Source organism: Brevibacillus reuszeri (assembly GCF_002897295.1).
Lineage (GTDB): Bacteria > Bacillota > Bacilli > Brevibacillales > Brevibacillaceae > Brevibacillus > Brevibacillus reuszeri_A.
The window spans coordinates 132,333-148,592 of sequence record NZ_BEXF01000014.1; the positions used below are offsets into that span (position 1 = coordinate 132,333).

At 40.6% G+C, this 16,260-nt stretch carries 19 protein-coding genes; 14 read left to right on the plus strand and 5 right to left on the minus strand.

Going from position 1 to position 16,260, the window contains the following annotated elements; translation table 11 throughout:
- From C3B52_RS21505 to C3B52_RS21545, 9 genes are all read left to right on the plus strand, one after another.
- Complete coding sequence (locus C3B52_RS21505) at positions 1–633, plus strand: hypothetical protein (RefSeq protein WP_103108431.1); 633 nt, start codon at positions 1–3, stop codon at positions 631–633.
- A gap of 186 nt (positions 634–819) precedes the next feature.
- Entirely contained in the window at positions 820–1,344 is a 525-nt protein-coding gene (locus tag C3B52_RS21510; RefSeq protein ID WP_103108461.1) for a terminase small subunit, read from the plus strand.
- Positions 1,328–2,596, plus strand: coding sequence for a PBSX family phage terminase large subunit (locus C3B52_RS21515; RefSeq protein WP_103108432.1), 1,269 nt, complete (start codon positions 1,328–1,330; stop codon positions 2,594–2,596). Before C3B52_RS21510 ends, C3B52_RS21515 begins: the two co-directional genes overlap by 17 nt.
- A 6-nt stretch (positions 2,597–2,602) precedes the next feature.
- Positions 2,603–2,872, plus strand: coding sequence for a hypothetical protein (locus C3B52_RS21520; RefSeq protein ID WP_103108433.1), 270 nt, complete (start codon positions 2,603–2,605; stop codon positions 2,870–2,872).
- 154 nt (positions 2,873–3,026) lie between these two features.
- The gene (locus tag C3B52_RS36570) at positions 3,027–3,164 is read left to right on the plus strand and encodes a hypothetical protein (RefSeq protein WP_164684846.1); all 138 of its coding nucleotides are present in this window, start codon (positions 3,027–3,029) and stop codon (positions 3,162–3,164) included.
- A gap of 1,169 nt (positions 3,165–4,333) precedes the next feature.
- Positions 4,334–5,668: an FtsK/SpoIIIE domain-containing protein gene (locus tag C3B52_RS21530; RefSeq protein WP_103108435.1), complete on the plus strand. Its 1,335-nt coding sequence runs from the start codon at positions 4,334–4,336 to the stop codon at positions 5,666–5,668.
- Positions 5,589–6,197, plus strand: a complete 609-nt coding sequence (locus C3B52_RS21535; RefSeq protein ID WP_103108436.1) for a replication-relaxation family protein — start codon at positions 5,589–5,591, stop codon at positions 6,195–6,197. The genes C3B52_RS21530 and C3B52_RS21535 overlap by 80 nt, the downstream gene beginning before the upstream one ends.
- Positions 6,198–6,209: 12 nt before the next feature.
- The gene (locus tag C3B52_RS21540) at positions 6,210–6,638 is read left to right on the plus strand and encodes a hypothetical protein (RefSeq protein ID WP_103108437.1); all 429 of its coding nucleotides are present in this window, start codon (positions 6,210–6,212) and stop codon (positions 6,636–6,638) included.
- Positions 6,639–6,723: 85 nt separating this feature from the next.
- Positions 6,724–7,044, plus strand: a complete 321-nt coding sequence (locus tag C3B52_RS21545; RefSeq protein WP_103108438.1) for a hypothetical protein — start codon at positions 6,724–6,726, stop codon at positions 7,042–7,044.
- Positions 7,045–7,165: 121 nt separating this feature from the next.
- Here C3B52_RS21545 and C3B52_RS21550 read toward each other — a convergent pair whose 3' ends face one another.
- Genes C3B52_RS21550 through C3B52_RS21560 form a run of 3 tightly spaced genes read right to left on the minus strand, consistent with a single transcriptional unit; the run spans position 7,166 to position 7,961 of the window.
- A complete protein-coding gene (locus C3B52_RS21550) occupies positions 7,166–7,492 on the minus strand; it encodes a hypothetical protein (protein WP_103108439.1) in 327 nt (108 codons plus the stop codon).
- 23 nt (positions 7,493–7,515) lie between these two features.
- Entirely contained in the window at positions 7,516–7,707 is a 192-nt protein-coding gene (locus C3B52_RS21555; protein WP_103108440.1) for a hypothetical protein, read from the minus strand.
- Positions 7,708–7,724: 17 nt separating this feature from the next.
- Positions 7,725–7,961 carry a helix-turn-helix domain-containing protein gene (locus C3B52_RS21560; protein ID WP_103108441.1) on the minus strand — a complete coding sequence of 79 codons (237 nt, stop codon included), beginning with the start codon at positions 7,959–7,961 and terminating at the stop codon, positions 7,725–7,727.
- 373 nt (positions 7,962–8,334) lie between these two features.
- On the opposite strand from C3B52_RS21560, the gene C3B52_RS21565 reads away from it, so the two are divergent.
- Positions 8,335–8,544: a helix-turn-helix domain-containing protein gene (locus C3B52_RS21565; protein WP_103108442.1), complete on the plus strand. Its 210-nt coding sequence runs from the start codon at positions 8,335–8,337 to the stop codon at positions 8,542–8,544.
- Positions 8,545–8,871: 327 nt separating this feature from the next.
- Here the strand turns inward: C3B52_RS21565 and C3B52_RS21570 are convergent, their stop codons facing one another.
- Positions 8,872–10,407, minus strand: a complete 1,536-nt coding sequence (locus tag C3B52_RS21570; RefSeq protein ID WP_103108443.1) for a recombinase family protein — start codon at positions 10,405–10,407, stop codon at positions 8,872–8,874.
- Between the two features lie 403 nt (positions 10,408–10,810).
- Here C3B52_RS21570 and C3B52_RS37400 point away from each other — a divergent pair, with 403 nt between their 5' ends.
- On the plus strand, positions 10,811–10,978 hold the full coding sequence (locus tag C3B52_RS37400) for a hypothetical protein (protein WP_235615814.1): 168 nt from the start codon (positions 10,811–10,813) through the stop codon (positions 10,976–10,978).
- Positions 10,979–11,741: 763 nt separating this feature from the next.
- Here C3B52_RS37400 and C3B52_RS21580 read toward each other — a convergent pair.
- Complete coding sequence (locus tag C3B52_RS21580; RefSeq protein WP_103108444.1) at positions 11,742–11,945, minus strand: helix-turn-helix domain-containing protein; 204 nt, start codon at positions 11,943–11,945, stop codon at positions 11,742–11,744.
- 451 nt (positions 11,946–12,396) lie between these two features.
- Between C3B52_RS21580 and C3B52_RS21585 the strand changes: the two genes are divergently transcribed.
- The 3 genes from C3B52_RS21585 (at position 12,397) to C3B52_RS21595 (ending at position 16,096) form a co-directional block, all read left to right on the plus strand.
- Positions 12,397–13,932, plus strand: coding sequence for a caspase family protein (locus tag C3B52_RS21585; protein WP_103108445.1), 1,536 nt, complete (start codon positions 12,397–12,399; stop codon positions 13,930–13,932).
- A gap of 158 nt (positions 13,933–14,090) precedes the next feature.
- Positions 14,091–14,945 (plus strand): DUF5677 domain-containing protein, encoded by an 855-nt coding sequence (locus C3B52_RS21590; protein WP_103108446.1) that lies wholly within the window; start codon positions 14,091–14,093, stop codon positions 14,943–14,945.
- Between the two features lie 128 nt (positions 14,946–15,073).
- Entirely contained in the window at positions 15,074–16,096 is a 1,023-nt protein-coding gene (locus tag C3B52_RS21595) for a hypothetical protein (RefSeq protein ID WP_103108447.1), read from the plus strand.
- Positions 16,097–16,260 lie beyond the last annotated feature (164 nt).

The following is a 16,260-nucleotide window of genomic DNA, read 5'->3' on the forward strand; positions in this document are numbered from 1 at the left end:
ATGAATAAAGAGTTGAAGGAATTTAAAGATACTGCTGCACAATTGAACGAACAGGTGAACAGTTTCCAGAGCGAATTGAGAGAAAAGCAGGAGAAAAAACGAGCGCTGGAACGGCAATACGAAACCATGCTAAGTGACGATAGCAGCTTGGCTGAAATCAACAAAGTGAGGCAAACGATTGCGAGTCTCGATTCAGACATCGAAATTTTGACCAATAAAATCGCTAAGCTTGAAAGTGCCAAGAAATCTAAGGTTGAACCGCTGCTCGAAGCAGCAAAGGAAGCATATGAAAGGGATCTTGCTTCTACCCATGAAAAACTACAACCGGTTTTCAAGGAGATTTTGGATTACCGAGTCAAAATGCTTGAGGCGCTTCAACGAGCGAGCGCTGATTATCAAGATATTGACGCTAAGTATTGGGATCTGCATAACGAACAAGTAAGGGCTGCTTCGGATCGTGCAAGATACAACCGTCTCGTTCGTTTCGATTTTAACAATGTTCTTTATGGCCAGCGAGATCATGCAGGAAGACCAACTGAACCAGGGCTACTTCCGGATAAAAACGAAATGATGATTGCTTTCTTTAAAGGCGAGTTGCCTGAATGGGTTCAGGAGTTTACAGACAAGCAGTAAAAGGAAATTTTCGTTCAGTAAGCTGATCGTCACCAGACGGACGAGAAGTCCCATATTAACGCTTTGACAGTAGCGCGGGGAACTTGTCCATAGAATCAATTGCAATGCAACAGAAGCCAATAGAGAGGGTGTGCAGGGGGCAAGTGTCTGCCGCTCTCTCAAATGACATTAATGGTGGTGAAGAATATGAATTTGACAGAGAAACAGCGGCGCTTCGCTGATGAGTATTTGATCGATTTGAACGCGACACAAGCCGCGATTCGTGCGGGGTATAGTACACAGTCGGCAAGGGAGATTGCTTCTGAAAACCTATCAAAACCTAACATTCGAGCATATATAGACCAGAGGTTGGCAGAACACTCTCGAAGAACAGGAGCGAATCAAGAAAGGATCATGCGAGAATTAGCCCGGATTGCCTTTCTCAATCCGCTGGACATCGCTAACTTTGATGACGCTACACTTCGAGAAGATGTCTCTCCGGATGATGCAGCTGCAATCGCAAGCGTGAAGGTTAAAACAATCCCTACACCGGAGGGAGTAATCGTCGAACGTGAAGTCAAATTTGCCGACAAGATCAAGGCACTTGAACTGTTAGGAAAACGTTTTGCCATGTGGACGGACAAGCAACAGATTGACGGAGCTTTGAGCGTAACTGTTATCAAAGATATCAACCGAGTTAAAGGGGTTATCGAGAATGACAGTGACAATTGATCCGCTGCAACTTTACACGAGGCACTTCTTACCGTTTTGGGTAGCTGCAGAAGAACATAATCATCTCAGGTACGTCTTAAAAGGCGGCAGGGGTTCGGCTAAGTCCACACATATCGCCATGAAACTGATCGAGGACATGATGTGCTACCCAGTAACTACTTTGGTCGTTAGAAAAGTGGCCAGGACTTTAGAGGAATCTGTTTTCGAACAGTTAAAAGAGGCCATTGAGATGATGGGCGTAAGTCAATTCTGGCGGGTGATGAAAAGCCCGCTCCAGCTCATCTACTTGCCTAGAGGAAATAAGATCATCTTTCGCGGCGCTGACGATCCGAAGAAGATTAAATCCATTAAAGTGAGCAAATTCCCCATTGCTTTTTTGTGGATAGAAGAGATGGCGGAGTTTAAGACCGAAGAAGAAGTGTCAACCATTGAAAATTCCGTATTGCGTGCCGAGTTGCCAGATGGCTTGTTCTATGCGTTTTATTACAGCTACAATCCGCCGAAGCGAAAACAGTCTTGGGTAAACAAGAAGTATGAGTCACATATGATACCGGCCAACACATTCGTTCATCATTCGACCTACCTGAATAATCCGCACATATCCAAGAAATTCATCGAAGAGGCCGAACATGTGAAGGCGATGAAACCTGACAAGTACAAGTGGGAATATCTCGGCGAGGCGATTGGTAGCGGAGTCGTGCCGTTCGAAAATCTAATCTTTAGACGAATCACGGACGATGAAGTAAAGGCGTTTGACAATATCAGGCAGGGTGTTGACTTCGGTTATGGCCCAGATCCATATTCGTTTGTCAGATGGCACTATGACAAAACAAGAAGGTGCATTTATGCGCTGGACGAGCATTATGGACAGAAAATAAGCAATCGTGAAGCAGCTAACTGGATCAAGGAAAAGGGGTACCACGCCACACAAACCACAGCGGACAGCGCGGAGCCGAAATCAATTGACGAGTTGAAAGATCATGGTATCCGGATCAAAGGCGCTAAGAAAGGGCCTGATTCCGTTCAGTATGGTGAGGAATGGCTCGATGACCTGGAAGAAATCGTGATCGATCCTACACGAACGCCAAACATAGCCCGAGAGTTTGAAAACATTGATTATGCGACCGATGCTGACGGAAATCCGAGAGCTAGGTTAGAGGATAAGGACAATCATACAATCGACGCAACAAGATACGCATTTGAAGGTGATATGAAAAAATCCGGTGTATGGTTCCCAGATGCAGGGAGGTAAGAGGACATGCATACAAAAGCCGTCATCCGATGTGGCTCTTGCGGTTACGAATATTCTTCTTTTGGATCGTCTCCTTTACGAGATGGAAAATCTTTAGATTGCCCTAGTTGCCTGCGTGAAATGGAGCATCAAATGAAATCAAAGCTTATCGCAATCATGGGTGAGCTTGACGACTTGAATCGCGATTTCCGGAAATATGCGATCGAGAGAGAAGAGCCGGTTTTTCAAGTCTCAATTGGTTTCGTTCCTGACAAAACAATGGTTGATTGGAGGTAAAGAAAATGAGAAAGAGGAAGGACAAAAGCGATTCATTTGTGCTTGTTTTACGAGCAAAAGACTACGAGGGTTGCGTAGTTCCTCAGAAGGTAACCCAAAGTTCGCAGCATGCCATTGTGATAAAAGCGAAGGAAACGCGAAAGGGTGACGTATAATGAATGGGAATCCGGTTCTCATCATCGATACCGTAGAAGAAATGGAACAAATCAAGCGCGGCAAGTTGCCTCTCGGCGTTACAGATCGGACGGTGATCATCGTTGATGACATCTCTTTTCCCGAAGAAAGCGAATGACTTTCGCCTATGGAGAAATACGACTAGGAAATGTAAGATGACTCCACGAAATTACAACTTGCCTCCTGGATACCTACGGATTAAACAAATGAGAATTCGATGGCGACTGTAACACTTTATCTTAATAAAGAATCGGCCTCCAGAATGCGTCTGGTGGCTATTTTGTTTTTATACGGGCAATCAGTCTGCCAGTGTTTGAAAATGCATGGAACTAGGCTTGTAATGCTTCAGATAGCGTGTTGACGACATGGAGTCTGTTGGATTGGGTGGGTGGGTAACTAGCCGGACCATCTAGCCATCGACTTGTTAATTTTGGCGGTCCAAAAAAAATCACTTTCCTATTGGCAGTATTTATCTGTTTTATGCAGCCTTCATGCACTGTATATACAGATATTCATTTATGCAGTCGGTGTATAAACGTTGATTTGATGCGGATATGTAATTATGCATAAAATGGATTCTATACATAATTCTTTATGTTAACTTTTATTTCGCGTAAAAACGTTGATTTCATGCGCTTTGTCGAGTTTTTGTGGTAATCATCTCAGTTTACTTATGACATATTATCGGACCCAAACAAAATGCGAACATGAATATAAATACAAAAATATGTATTATCAATTGATTTCCTGTCACTCGCCCGAATTTTCGGGTCAGGCTCACATCGACCAAAAATCTTCCTGTTTTACACCCGGGTCCACTTTCCGTACAGCTTTTAGTATCTTTTGCATTGTCTTTAAGTTTGGCGTATTGTCGTCACTTGCGCACAATCGACTGATCGTAGCTTTATTCAATTTTGATTCTGAACTAAGCCAACCTTGCGTCAGATCGTTACTGTCCAACCATTTCCCCAGGCGGGAGCGCTTTTTTCCAAGCCCAAACATGAGCTATCACCTCACGCTTATCTTGGACAAACATTCAGAAAAGTATACAAGCAGTGTTTAAAAAATGCGTAATATTGGACAACCAATGCGGCATCGCATAGTAACAAATCGATTCGTTTTCCCATTCGCTCCACCGTTCGTTTTCGTTGCGCATCAAAGGAACGACGAAACGAACAGTAGAATGCGGATGTCTCAACAGCTCGAGCCGCTTTTTATAATTCGTTTTTAGCGCAACTGTTTCTATCGAAACCACAATGAGGTGGCGCGGAAAGGAGTGGATTGAATGTGTTGTTGGAAATCGTCTCATCTGCAGTTATGGGAGGAGTTGCGCTATATGCTCAAATCAGACGATCTGGATTGACAAATGAAAGTGAAAAGCTGAACAAAATTTTCTCGTTAACCGGCCTAAACGTCAGAGACGGAGACAAAACCTATACGGCGCAGATGGTCAAAAAGATTAATTACCCTTGGGGAACTGAATATCGATACAGGATTCCGTTAGGTCGGAGCTTTGAGGATTACCACTCGAAGTTCCAGCACATTCAAGATGGACTGAACAATCGCAAGACGGTGTTGAACTTTACCCTATCTGATTTGAAGAATATTGACTTTGCCGCTCCAATTATCCCCCAGGTAAAGGCACTCATCAAAAAGAGGATCGCCAATAAAGAAGTTGAAATGGCTTTCGATGGGCTGCTCAAAATCAAGGTTTACAATCACCCGATGCCTGAGATGGTCCGCTATGAAGCTTTGTCTTACGGTGATAACTGGACAGTTCCGGTTGGTCAGATAAGAGAAGGCAATACAATCATTACGCATGACTTCGAACAAATTCCCCACATGGTTGTAGGTGGTGCCACACGGTATGGCAAAAGCAACTTTTTAGGCATGGTCATTACTACGTTGATCGTGCAGCAGCCGGATAATGTGAAGCTTACTTTGATCGATTTGAAAGGCGGAGTGGAGTTTGCAGACTACCAAGATGCAAAACAGGTGATCCGCTATGCAGAGGAACCACAGGACGCAGAAAAGGCCCTACAAGCCGTTGTTGAGGAGATGAGGGGCAAACAGTTAGCACTCAAGAAGAGTGGCGCTAGGAACGTCCAGGAAGCGCGAGAGAAGGTCAGACATTTTGTTATCGTGGATGAAGTTGGAGAATTGAATCCGGATGAGGCAGTAACAAAGGAAGAACGTGCTCTCAAGGAACGATGCCAAACCTACATGAGTCAGATTGCCAGATTAGGAGCTGGTTTGGGCTATCGTCTTATCCTGGCCACCCAATATCCTACTGGCGATGTTATCCCTCGGGCATGCAAACAAAACGCTGATGCAAAGCTGTGTTTCCGTGTTCAAACGGCTACAGCTTCCCGGGTAGTCCTCGATGAAACCGGAGCTGAAGCACTTCCCAAAATAAAGGGCCGCGCTATATACCAGACCGCCGACAAACGACAGATCGTACAGACTCCTCTAATCGATACACAGACCATCCGCAAAGCTATACAGCCGTACATCACCATCAAGCCCAGAAAGGAGCAGAACGATGCAGGCAACCTCCGTGAAACGCATAGAGAGGACAGAACAAATCCTTCACAGCCTGGACAGATTCGGTTTTTTGAGTAGATCGCACATCCAGCGGCTACACCGTCTAGGTGGCGACAGGAACGCCCAAAGGGTTCTCAAGAACATGGAAGAATATCTGCAATCCTTCCGAGAAGAGGAGTATGGCACAGTGTATTATCTCAATCGTGTTGGCCGGCAGATGATCGGATCGCAGAAAGTTGTGCGGCGTACGCTTCAAATTAAACACATCCTAATGCGAAATGACTTTTACTTTCACATTGGCTGCCCGGGTAACTGGAGAAACGAAATCAAAGTGACAGACGGTCAAACCACCCTAGTAACAGATGCACTTTTTATCAAGGATAAACGACATAACTTCCTAGAAGTCGATAACACACAAAGCATGACCGAGAACAGCGCAAAGGTTAAGCGATACAAGGAAATGTTTGATCGAGGCTTGTTTCAGAAGGAGTTTGGATACTTTCCTCATCTGCACATTGTCACGGTCTGCAAGAGCAGGGTAAAACGATTTGCGGAGCTAGTAAATGGTTTGCCAGCACAGGTTTATCTTATTAACGACATCATGTAAGGAGTGGTCAGGATGGCGAGAACAGAAGTAATCAAGTTTCGTGACTTTATGGATGGTACGTGGCAAATGCCTGAAAGGAAAAAGAAAGAGCTGAAAAAAGTCACTGACGCTTTAGTAAAGGCCGGGGCAATGATTCCTATTGCACTCACTACTGCAACTCATGCAAGTGCTGCTGAAAGTATAGCGGCTTCTGCCACTCAAGTGGTTGCCGGTACCACGCTTCAGGTTTTGGCTCATGCACTGGATCCGCTGACACAAATCCTGGTTGCCATCTCCTTGCCAGTTGCTTCAATTGTGATGATTGGTGGTTGCTTCTTCTTTATTTTTGGGCAGAGCGAGAAGGCGTGGAGTTCGATTACCAACGCTGGCTTGGGATATTTGCTTATTCAGCTCTCCCCCTTATTTATCAAGGTGTTGGAGCAGATCGGGAAGAGCATCTAGGATCGGAGCGGAAATTAGATAATTATGGAAAGTATAATATAGTTCTGTTAGACTATTTTTGAAATTATTTTAGGGAGGTTATCAAATGAGTTCATCCCGTGTTATGCGGTGGGTTTCAGGTGGTTTGGAAGCTCTGTTGGGAATACCGGTATTAGGTGGAACCATTGTTATTGGATTGTACTGGACACCACTCTTAGTAATGTTTATCCTTCATATTGTTACATTAGTTCTTTCGAAGAGAAATGACGAACCTATTCATGGACCAGTATTGGGCATAGTTACCTCTGTCGTCGGATGGATTCCAGTGGTTGGCATGATAATGCACATTCTTTCTGCAATATTCTTAATGATATCCGCAGCTAAACCAACTAAAGTTAATAGCGGACAGAATACCACGGTGCAATGAAAAAAAGACGGTAACATAGCTCCAGTTCAAAAAGTGCTGGAGCTTTTTTATGCCTATAGGCAAGAGAAAACAAAAAAGCCACCACTCGGCGGCTGTTCAAAATTTATATATCTGACTCATCCTAATTGTTGGCTAGATGTTCTTTCCATTGTGCAATGAACCCTCCCAATTGTTCTGACGTGGCATTTTCAACTATGATTTTTAGGTTTTCTACCAGGTCATGAGGTATTTCTTCTTGTTCGTTTTGGAGCTTATTGAACTCTTGCAGCATACGCCATCCCTCCTGTGGATCCTTTTGATGAATTGCTTTATGCCAAGCTAGAGCTGCATAATCAAATTCGATGCGTCCATCTGTTACCGCACGAATACCTTCCAAAATGACTTTAGCGCAAATGTCTCCTTCGCTCTCCATCTTAGTCAATTGAGTAAACATCTCGAGTTTTTTCATTTTCCATTCCACCCTTACATTTATTATCGATCCTTATCAAGCAGTTCCCTTTCGTGCAGTTCCCTAACCACTTCTGAAAGATCAGCTATTGCCGATTCTTTCGAATATAGAGCGTCAGTAGATAGACTGGAGATCACTCCGAGAATTTCCGTTTTGATTGTCGATATATAGTAAGCATGCTGGATATCAAATTGCGGTTTAGACAGTTGTTTCATTTTGTAGTCTCCTCCCATTACCGATTTGTCGAACTTGCTTGTGCTTCCGAATCCTTCCCGAAGAACACATGATTAAACGAAATTCTATAGAGTTTTAACAATACACATGCGGAGTGTAACGGGAGGATCGCGGGATTATCTTCCCATTTCTCCAGCTGTTCTTTTGGAATGGCTGTTAGTTTTGATACTTCACGAATGCTTAAATCAGCATTTTCTCTTGCATCCCTCAACGAAATTTTATTCCCCATCGACATACACCCTCTCCCGTTGATTAATTCCTACGATGCTTCCGTCTTCCACGGAGGCATGAATGCATTATTTGCCCTTTCTTGCGATCTGCTTTAGGATGGATATTTTCTCTGCTGTCGTCATAAGCTGCCAAATCCCACACCGGATCATCATATCTCAATCTCCTTTCATTCATTAATTTACTGAATCTGAAAGGGTTGAATCCGTTTCAGTGTATTAAAAGTTCATCTCGATGAATTTATTGTATATCCTTCCAATATGTAAAGTCAACCAAAAAAGTACATTAATGAGAATTTTTGTTTTACCCAAGGGTATTTTTTGGTATATAATGCTGAAAGAAAACTATTCGGCGCAATTGCCACTTGGGAGGGCTATACGGTGGGTTTCAGTTATAAACCATTATGGAAGTTGTTAATTGACAAAGGCATGAAAAAGAAGGACCTCAGAGAATTGGTGGGTCTCCATCCTGCGACTATCGCTAAAATGGGCAAGGATGAGTACGTCACTATGGAAGTTCTGTCCAAGCTCTGCGAATATTTTAATTGTCGTATTGAAGATATCATTGAATATGTACCAGCGGATCGTTAAGGAAAGATGACCTAACGGATCGAGAGGTCATCAATGACCGGATTGACTGGAGGGGATCGCGATTTGCGAGGTCCTTAAAAACGGGATAGCTATTTTTAGGTGTTGTTAAAGGTGTTTACAACAATGTTGTAAATTTGTTGTAAGAAATCGGTCCACTTGCGGAAAGAGGAGTGTAAGAGGGTACAAACGGAGCGTAAGAAACCGCGAGTTAATAACATTTCTGTTCATTACAACAGATTACAGTAAAATGAGGTATTAACCCGCATACGGGGCATGTGGAAGTGACAGTGAGACTTGATAGAAAAGATACAGTCAAGTAAACTGTACCTAATTTGAGGGGAGAGGGTGGGAAAAATAATAGTGAATCTTAATCTTTCCGCCCTCGAATACTTCAATTTTGTGGATAAGTCTTTGCAGAACCTGCTTCATCACTTGTTCATCGTCAATATCAAGATTGGTGAAGCGTTCTACTTCTTTCCTAAAGGCTTGTAGCTGTTCGTTGAGGTCTTTCTTGGCATCTAGCGATGATTGTAATTCAGCTTTCTTGTTTGCCAGTTCTTGTTGTTGTTGAGTAATACGCTCATTTTGTTGTTTGAATTGCTCTGTAAAGATAGCCCCCTTGAGGTGAAGAACCAATAGTCTGTCAAAGCGTTTGTCAAGTTGGGCTAACTCTCTGTCAAGTCGCTTTAGTTCTTTTGTGGTAGAGGATTGTAATGCCTTCGCTTTTTCCTCGGCTAATCCGTAAAGATGCTCTATCTTTACCCTGTCCTTTATCAACGCTTTTAGGTCATTCTTTACGGTCTGTAACAGGGCTTGTTCCTCAATAATATGGGAGGAACAGTAGGAGGATGTAAACTTCACATAGCCGCCGCATACATACGCCCCATTACGTCTATCAGGTTTGAAGTGCATACCGCTTCCGCAATCAGGGCATTTCACGATATAGGAAAACAGGCTTTCCTTGCCGTTGCTTTTATGCTTGCCTTTCTTTTTCATGAGTTCCTGAACAGCGTTATAATCATCATCTGAGACGATAGCAGGGTGGGCGTTCTCAATGACAATGTGCTTGTCATTTTTAACCTCTCTTCTTATCTTGTAGAGTTCAGACTCGGCTAGAGTCCCTGTAGTTTCTTCCCGATGGAATACGAGTTTGCCTGTATAAACAGGATTGTTATGGATACCTTTGATAGAGTTTTGATGCCATTTTGTTCCTGCATTAGCCGCCCCTGTTGTGGCTCTTGGTGTAGGAATACCTCTTTGCATGAAGAGGTTACAGATTTTAAACATCCCCCTACCCTCATGCAAATACAGCCTGAAAATTTCTCTGACGATGGAAGCGGCTGTCTCATCAATCTCTAGCTTTCTAGTTACAGGATTTACTGCGTATCCGTAAGGTGGTAAGGATACTCTACGTTTCCCTTGTTTAGTACTAGAGCGTAAGCCTAGTTTAATCCGTTCAGAAAGTTTGGCGTTTTCTTCCTCAGCTAATATAGCTTTTAGATTGAACATAAACCTGCTGTTACTCGTTTCAGTGTCATAGTTATCTTCAGGCAAGATTAGACGAACAGGTATTCTTTCGAGTTGGTCAGCCATTTCCATACTATTTCGTGGATTACGCCCCAGACGTGAAACGGACTTTGCGATAATCACATCAAACTTCTTCTTTTTAGCGTCCTCTACCAACTGTAAAATCTCTGAACGGTTTCTCATACCTGCACCGCTTATTCCATCGTCAATGTACCGCCCAACTACTGTAAAGCCCTGTTCTCTAGCTAGACTTTCAGCTAGGGCAATTTGATTTTGTAGACTGTTCTGTTGTTCTTCTCTTCTCGTACTTACACGAGCATAGATAGCACACTTCATTATTTCGCCACTCCTTCCGTGTTAGAAGAAATGACATTTGCTCTATCTTCATCGTACTGACTGGCGGAAATACTGTCAAATTGGCTACTCAGAATTGAAGATAATATGTCCTCATGGTTGGCTGTTCCTATGAATGTATGTGTTACGTCCCCCTCTCGGACTAACCATCGTTGCAAGGTGGGGTATAGTTGCGGAAAAGATCGACATAATCTAGAAATGACTGTTTTGATACCTATAGTTGGGATAAAATGGCGGCTTGGTATGAAAGAACATATGACAATAAAGGCTCTTCATGCTTACATCAAACAAAAGGACTTCCGTCCAGAACATAGACAAGCCTATTTCTTTAAGATTGTAGAAGAGGGGGGGGGGACTTTCAGAGATAATTCGTAAGGATTTACGTATGGATGAAAGTCAAAATATTAAGGGTACTATTGAAGAAGAATTTTATGATGTTCTGTATTACACTATTGCTTTGGCTAATCTGTATGATATTGACTTAGAACAATATCAATATCTTAAGGATGAAATTAATCTTAAGAAGTATGGTTCTGTCAGTACCCAAAGCTAAACCAGTTGTCATTCCCCCACCCCTTCGGGGTGGGTCAAGTATTCTTATGGTTCGCTTCGCTTCGCTCACGGGGCTGTCGCCCTGATTTTTGAATTAGTAATTTATTGATGGGGAAACGCAGGTGGATTAGGGACACTCTACTCCCCCCACAAAGGGGGAGAGTAAAAAGGAACAGGTGGATTGAGGGTTCCTTACATGATATCTGACGCTCTCAGGTACTGGTTTACAGCGTGTGTGCGTATACACATCTTTATCATGACTCCCTTGCCTTACGGCAACCGTGACGGGCTACAAATAGTAGAATCTGAGGATGAAGCACAACTTCAATAATAAATACCTGTCCATCTAACGGGGCAAACACCTACTTGTGAACGCAGGGGCAATTTTTAACGTGTTCTTCTGCGACCACGGGTTATACTACATTTGAAGTTTTCTCCATACGAGCAATCGTTACAATAAGCAAATTAGTTTCGCTGTTTGCCCCCACCAACTAAAGTGGGGGCTTTTCGTTCAGGCGAGAATACGACCAATTCTACTGAGAGGTAGGAAAGAGAGAAACAACATCAAATCCCTTTTCACGTAGAACATCAATCAGGTGTGCTTCTTCCACCGTATAAGGATATTTACCGAGTCCTCGCTCATTGTATGGGATTCTTTGAACTATAGTTGACCGGATTTGACCCATTGATAAACAGAGTCTTCAGTTACGAACCCACCACGATTGGAAGCCGACAGCTTCCGGGCGATAGTTGCCAAAGTATAATTAGCCACGTTGTATACCTCCAATTCGATTTTGCCGTTTTCGTGCGTAGTTCATGATCTCGTCTGGTTCGAGCCGCCATAGACTCCCTACCTTTAACGCCAAGAGTTCGTTTTCGTGAATCTTGCGGTAAAGCGTTCGTGGCGACAGGTTCAGGAAGTATGCGGCTTCTTCCAGAGTCAGCAGTCTGTCACTCTTAATGACCATGTTCTTCTCACCCCCTCGTATTACATGATAAGGAGGAGATGTCTTGCTTTAACATGAGCATGGTAACTATGTCGTAAATAGACCTACAGGAGCCGCACGAATCTGTAAAAAACGTGAGAAAGCGAAAGTAACTTTTTCATGCTTTGGAATGGTGGTAACTGGCTATTTTATGAGTAAAGATGAGAAGGGAGATTCGGGAATTAGGTTATAAAATTGCACCTATTATGTGTGGGACAACCAAATGGGCGAAAATTTTCACGGAGCAGATAGCGGTAAACTCGGAAAGAGTGAATAAAAACGAATCGCCAGGCAGTGGATGGGGTGTATATAATAAGTAGGTAATAGGTTCTTGCAATAACTGTCTCATACAAAAATTACAATTACTTACAATTTCTCATTAATTTGGATAATATTGATTTCAATTGGTTAATGAATATGGTGGGGGTATAGAATGTCAAATGTTAAAGCACTTGTCGTGGGTGTAAGTAATTATTATATCGGAGCAACTAATCTTCCTTTTTGTATGAATGATGTTGTTGAAATGAAGCAAGCCTTACAATCCGGAATGAAATTAGAAAATGATGACATTTTCATATTAGGGGAACTAGGGGATGTTAAAACAGACGATTTCATAAGTGCCCTATCGGATATTACAAACTCAACGGGAATAAATGACTATTTATTATTCTATTTTTCAGGACATGGTACAAAAATAGATAATCAGCACTTCCTTGTTTTTAGTGATGGTATTATAAGCACGCAGGAAATAATAGAATACTTCGAGAGATCTTCTGTTAAAGGCAAGGTAGTATTTTTGGATTGTTGCTATTCAGGTCATTTTTCTATTAGTGGAACATCCACATTTAGTATTGAGGAAACCGTTGACGATTTTGCAGGGAGGGGTTATGCAGTATTTTCTTCAAGTAACTCAGCCCAAGTGTCATATGGGCATCCTGATAAACCAATTAGTGTGTTCACTAGTTTTTTATGCGATGCACTTAAAGATAAACATATTATCAAGCAAGGTAGAGTTTCTTTATATGATATACAAAAACTTGTTAGACTCTATTTAGAGGTATGGAATCTAAGGAATCCAGATAGACAACAACACCCTATCTTTAGAGCAAACATGGGCGGAACTGTATATTTTGAGGTACAAGATTATGCGCCATTCTATACCTCTAGAATATATGGAGAGTATGACAAATACATAATTTACAATGTCGAACCCCTTCACGTTGGTATGACAAAAAGATATGCCGTTAAAGCGATTATGAAAGAACCACTTTCCCTTGAAGAAATAGGGATGGTTTCTTTAGAAATAACTCATAAGGTAAAAACAGCGGAGGTTTATGATAATGCAATTGCTCAAAACCGACTTTCGGGTAAATTAGCCAATATTATTTGGGTTTATTTCGGACGTGATGAAAGTGATATTGTAAAAAATAATTATGTTTGCAATACAACTTGGGTTGATGATACTCAAGATAAAAAATGGTGGTATAGAATAGATAATAAGGACACTTTTATACTAAATGGAATCCATTTTAAAATTTTCTCGTATTATGATTCGTTAAGGAATTTCAATCAAGAAAACACAGGTAGTAAGGACGATGTTATATCAAAAACAAAAGATATATTAGCAACTGTGGTAACTCTTGCGGAAAAAGTAATCCATTATTTTAACGAACATAAAAATGGGATATTAACAGAGGAAGCCCTTGTACAAGAAATAGAGAGTCTAATTCCTGAAGTAAATGAGTATTTTTTCAAAAGTCATAATCTAGATATTCCACCAGATGAGATTCGTGATTGGAGTCAAGCGTGCGTAGTGCTAATTGGGACAATCTATGATTTTACTCTGTTTTATAATAAAAAGTATCTGTCACAGAGAACACCAGAAAACCGAAGAGCGTGTATGGAAATGACAATTAAGCAATATTACTCGGATTTAGAGAAAGTTCGAAAACTAGAAGAGAAACTTTAGGTGTTTTTGGGATGTATCGTTTTGCTTTTGGGCTCTTTACATGCAAAATCATGTAAACTTCCGTGGGAGGACGCACCTTTAGTAATTAGGTTAGTTTCACTAAATATAAGAGAATCAAATTCTGAATACTAGTAACTTATTGGGAAGGAGCAACATAAGTGACAGTGGGACCATTTGCAACTTCAGCAGTTTTTCAAAAGTGTAATAATATATCTCATAATGCAAGAGAAATATACAAAAATTATATTACAAATGAAGTTATGCGAGAACTTAAGCCAACTCAACATTTGATTCTAAGGATGATCTATAATTCTGAAACTACTTCAAGTAGTATATCTTTTATGACTTCATGGTTACATATAATCCAAGCATTATCTTTATTAAGAGTTCGTCAAGAGCAATGTATTGTTAGTTCCTATCTTTTAAATGAAGAACCTGAAAAAGGATTGTACCCGTTCGTGGCACATGTTTCTGTTTCTAAATACATTAATATGAGGGATGCTTTAAAAGAGGATGAGATAAAAGAAAATTTAGAACAAAGGTATTTAGATGAATTACCCAAACTAAGAGATGAAGCAATCTATTCCAATCAGCAACTCAATCCAGATTTCGATGCCAACTCTGAAAAATTTGAAAGAAAATGGACAAAATTAGATTTACTTTCAATGTGCAAAAGAAGGGATGAACTGGCTAAAATCAGCGGTAAAGGTTTTCTAAAATTAACTCTTCAAGCTAGCTATGTTTCTCTTTATAGAAATGCAAGTCATCTTATTCATGCTGACTGTGTGGCTGTTTCGGATATTTTTTTAAGTCTTGTGCCAATTGGTCCTGATGGTCAAAAAATGCTTATGGGAAAACCATCTTGGGCTCCTACTATTATGTTATTCAATACTTTATTTGATATTATTCAGTATGCGGAAACATTAATATGGTTGGGTTTTGACGTATGTGAAGAATACGAGTGTCTATTTAAAGAGTGGAAAAATGTAAGAAATGAAGTACTAGAAGACTAACATTTAAATACAGTTTTCTTTGTGATGAAGTTTAAAGATGCCGCTTGTTTTAATAGAATAATAAAAAGTATTGAGCAAATGTCATTCCGTCGTTTAAGACTTGTACCACAGAAAAGGGGTACTTTTTTATGAAGAAGCTACTTGAGATTTTTTTTGATAGTCAATTTATATTTCCATACATGCATTTGGAAGATGTTCGTGAACAACATTCACACTACAGAAATTCAAATATTTATATGGTTATGTTAGCAAGAAAGTATCAAATATCAGATGCACAGTGTATCAATCAACAACTAGTTGTCAACTATAAATGCTTAGAGATAAACGAGAGTTATAGAATATCGAATATTATACTATTGCCTTTCGATGTTCCAAATGGTTCCATTGAGATTAATATTAGTGATTATGGAACTGCAATTGAAATAGGGCTTACTAATTACGGGATCGAATTTATTAAGGAAAATCACGTTGATTTCTTTAACGGGTCGGACATAAATGCCAAAAAGAAGATATCTATATATGATCTAATAAGTATGTCGAATCAAAATGAGGAAACAAGCGAGGAGTATAAAATTTTGTATATTGGACAATCTCTCGATACTGGTGAGGGTAGAAATATCTTTGATAGATTGAGCAGTCACGAGAAGATTTTAAAGATATATAGAGATTATAATATGAAGTACAGAGATAAAGAGTTGGTAATATTTTTGCTTCATGCAAAGTCTAAGTTACATACAGTTATGACCCCAGATTCAATGACCACCATTTCTTTGGGGAACTCCTATTGGCAAACTACTGATGAATTGGGAGAGAAAATAACAGATGCTACAGTGGTTAATGTGATTGAAGCCATGTTAATTTATCATTTTAAACCCCAATATAATATTAAATTAAAAAATTCTATACCTAATCTTGATTTAAAAACATACTCCGAATTAAAAAATGCAGGTGTTCATCAGATAGACGTGGGATTGAATCTTTATTTCGAACGATCAAAAACATGTATAAATTTACTTACTGATATAATTAGCGTGTATTCCAAATTAAGAATTCTACATTGTTATCTTGAAAATTTATATGATAAAAAAGATGCATCCGAGATTGAAGTGGAGGATATTGACGATGAATTATATCGGCTAATTAATTTGTAATTAAATGGAGGTTGCTTATACTCAAGGATAATATGGATGTGAATGTCAACTAAAAAGTTGACCACCGTGCTCATCAAAAAATTGACCACCATGGCAAAATATTACCACCCGTTGGGTGGGTAACTTTTTCATGATCACGAGTGTTTTAAACTCTGCTTAAATCG

Coding starts and splice junctions, on each gene's coding strand:
- C3B52_RS21580 (WP_103108444.1), bottom strand. CDS start 11,945: ATGGTCATTAAGAGTGACAGACTGCTGACTCTGGAAGAAGCCGCATAC.
- C3B52_RS21535 (WP_103108436.1), top strand. CDS start 5,589: ATGCAGGCAACCTCCGTGAAACGCATAGAGAGGACAGAACAAATCCTT.
- C3B52_RS21505 (WP_103108431.1), top strand. CDS start 1: ATGAATAAAGAGTTGAAGGAATTTAAAGATACTGCTGCACAATTGAAC.
- C3B52_RS21510 (WP_103108461.1), top strand. CDS start 820: ATGAATTTGACAGAGAAACAGCGGCGCTTCGCTGATGAGTATTTGATC.
- C3B52_RS21545 (WP_103108438.1), top strand. CDS start 6,724: ATGAGTTCATCCCGTGTTATGCGGTGGGTTTCAGGTGGTTTGGAAGCT.
- C3B52_RS21540 (WP_103108437.1), top strand. CDS start 6,210: ATGGCGAGAACAGAAGTAATCAAGTTTCGTGACTTTATGGATGGTACG.
- C3B52_RS21515 (WP_103108432.1), top strand. CDS start 1,328: ATGACAGTGACAATTGATCCGCTGCAACTTTACACGAGGCACTTCTTA.
- C3B52_RS36570 (WP_164684846.1), top strand. CDS start 3,027: ATGAATGGGAATCCGGTTCTCATCATCGATACCGTAGAAGAAATGGAA.
- C3B52_RS21555 (WP_103108440.1), bottom strand. CDS start 7,707: ATGAAACAACTGTCTAAACCGCAATTTGATATCCAGCATGCTTACTAT.
- C3B52_RS21520 (WP_103108433.1), top strand. CDS start 2,603: ATGCATACAAAAGCCGTCATCCGATGTGGCTCTTGCGGTTACGAATAT.
- C3B52_RS21595 (WP_103108447.1), top strand. CDS start 15,074: ATGAAGAAGCTACTTGAGATTTTTTTTGATAGTCAATTTATATTTCCA.
- C3B52_RS21560 (WP_103108441.1), bottom strand. CDS start 7,961: ATGTCGATGGGGAATAAAATTTCGTTGAGGGATGCAAGAGAAAATGCT.
- C3B52_RS37400 (WP_235615814.1), top strand. CDS start 10,811: ATGGATGAAAGTCAAAATATTAAGGGTACTATTGAAGAAGAATTTTAT.
- C3B52_RS21585 (WP_103108445.1), top strand. CDS start 12,397: ATGTCAAATGTTAAAGCACTTGTCGTGGGTGTAAGTAATTATTATATC.
- C3B52_RS21550 (WP_103108439.1), bottom strand. CDS start 7,492: ATGAAAAAACTCGAGATGTTTACTCAATTGACTAAGATGGAGAGCGAA.
- C3B52_RS21570 (WP_103108443.1), bottom strand. CDS start 10,407: ATGAAGTGTGCTATCTATGCTCGTGTAAGTACGAGAAGAGAAGAACAA.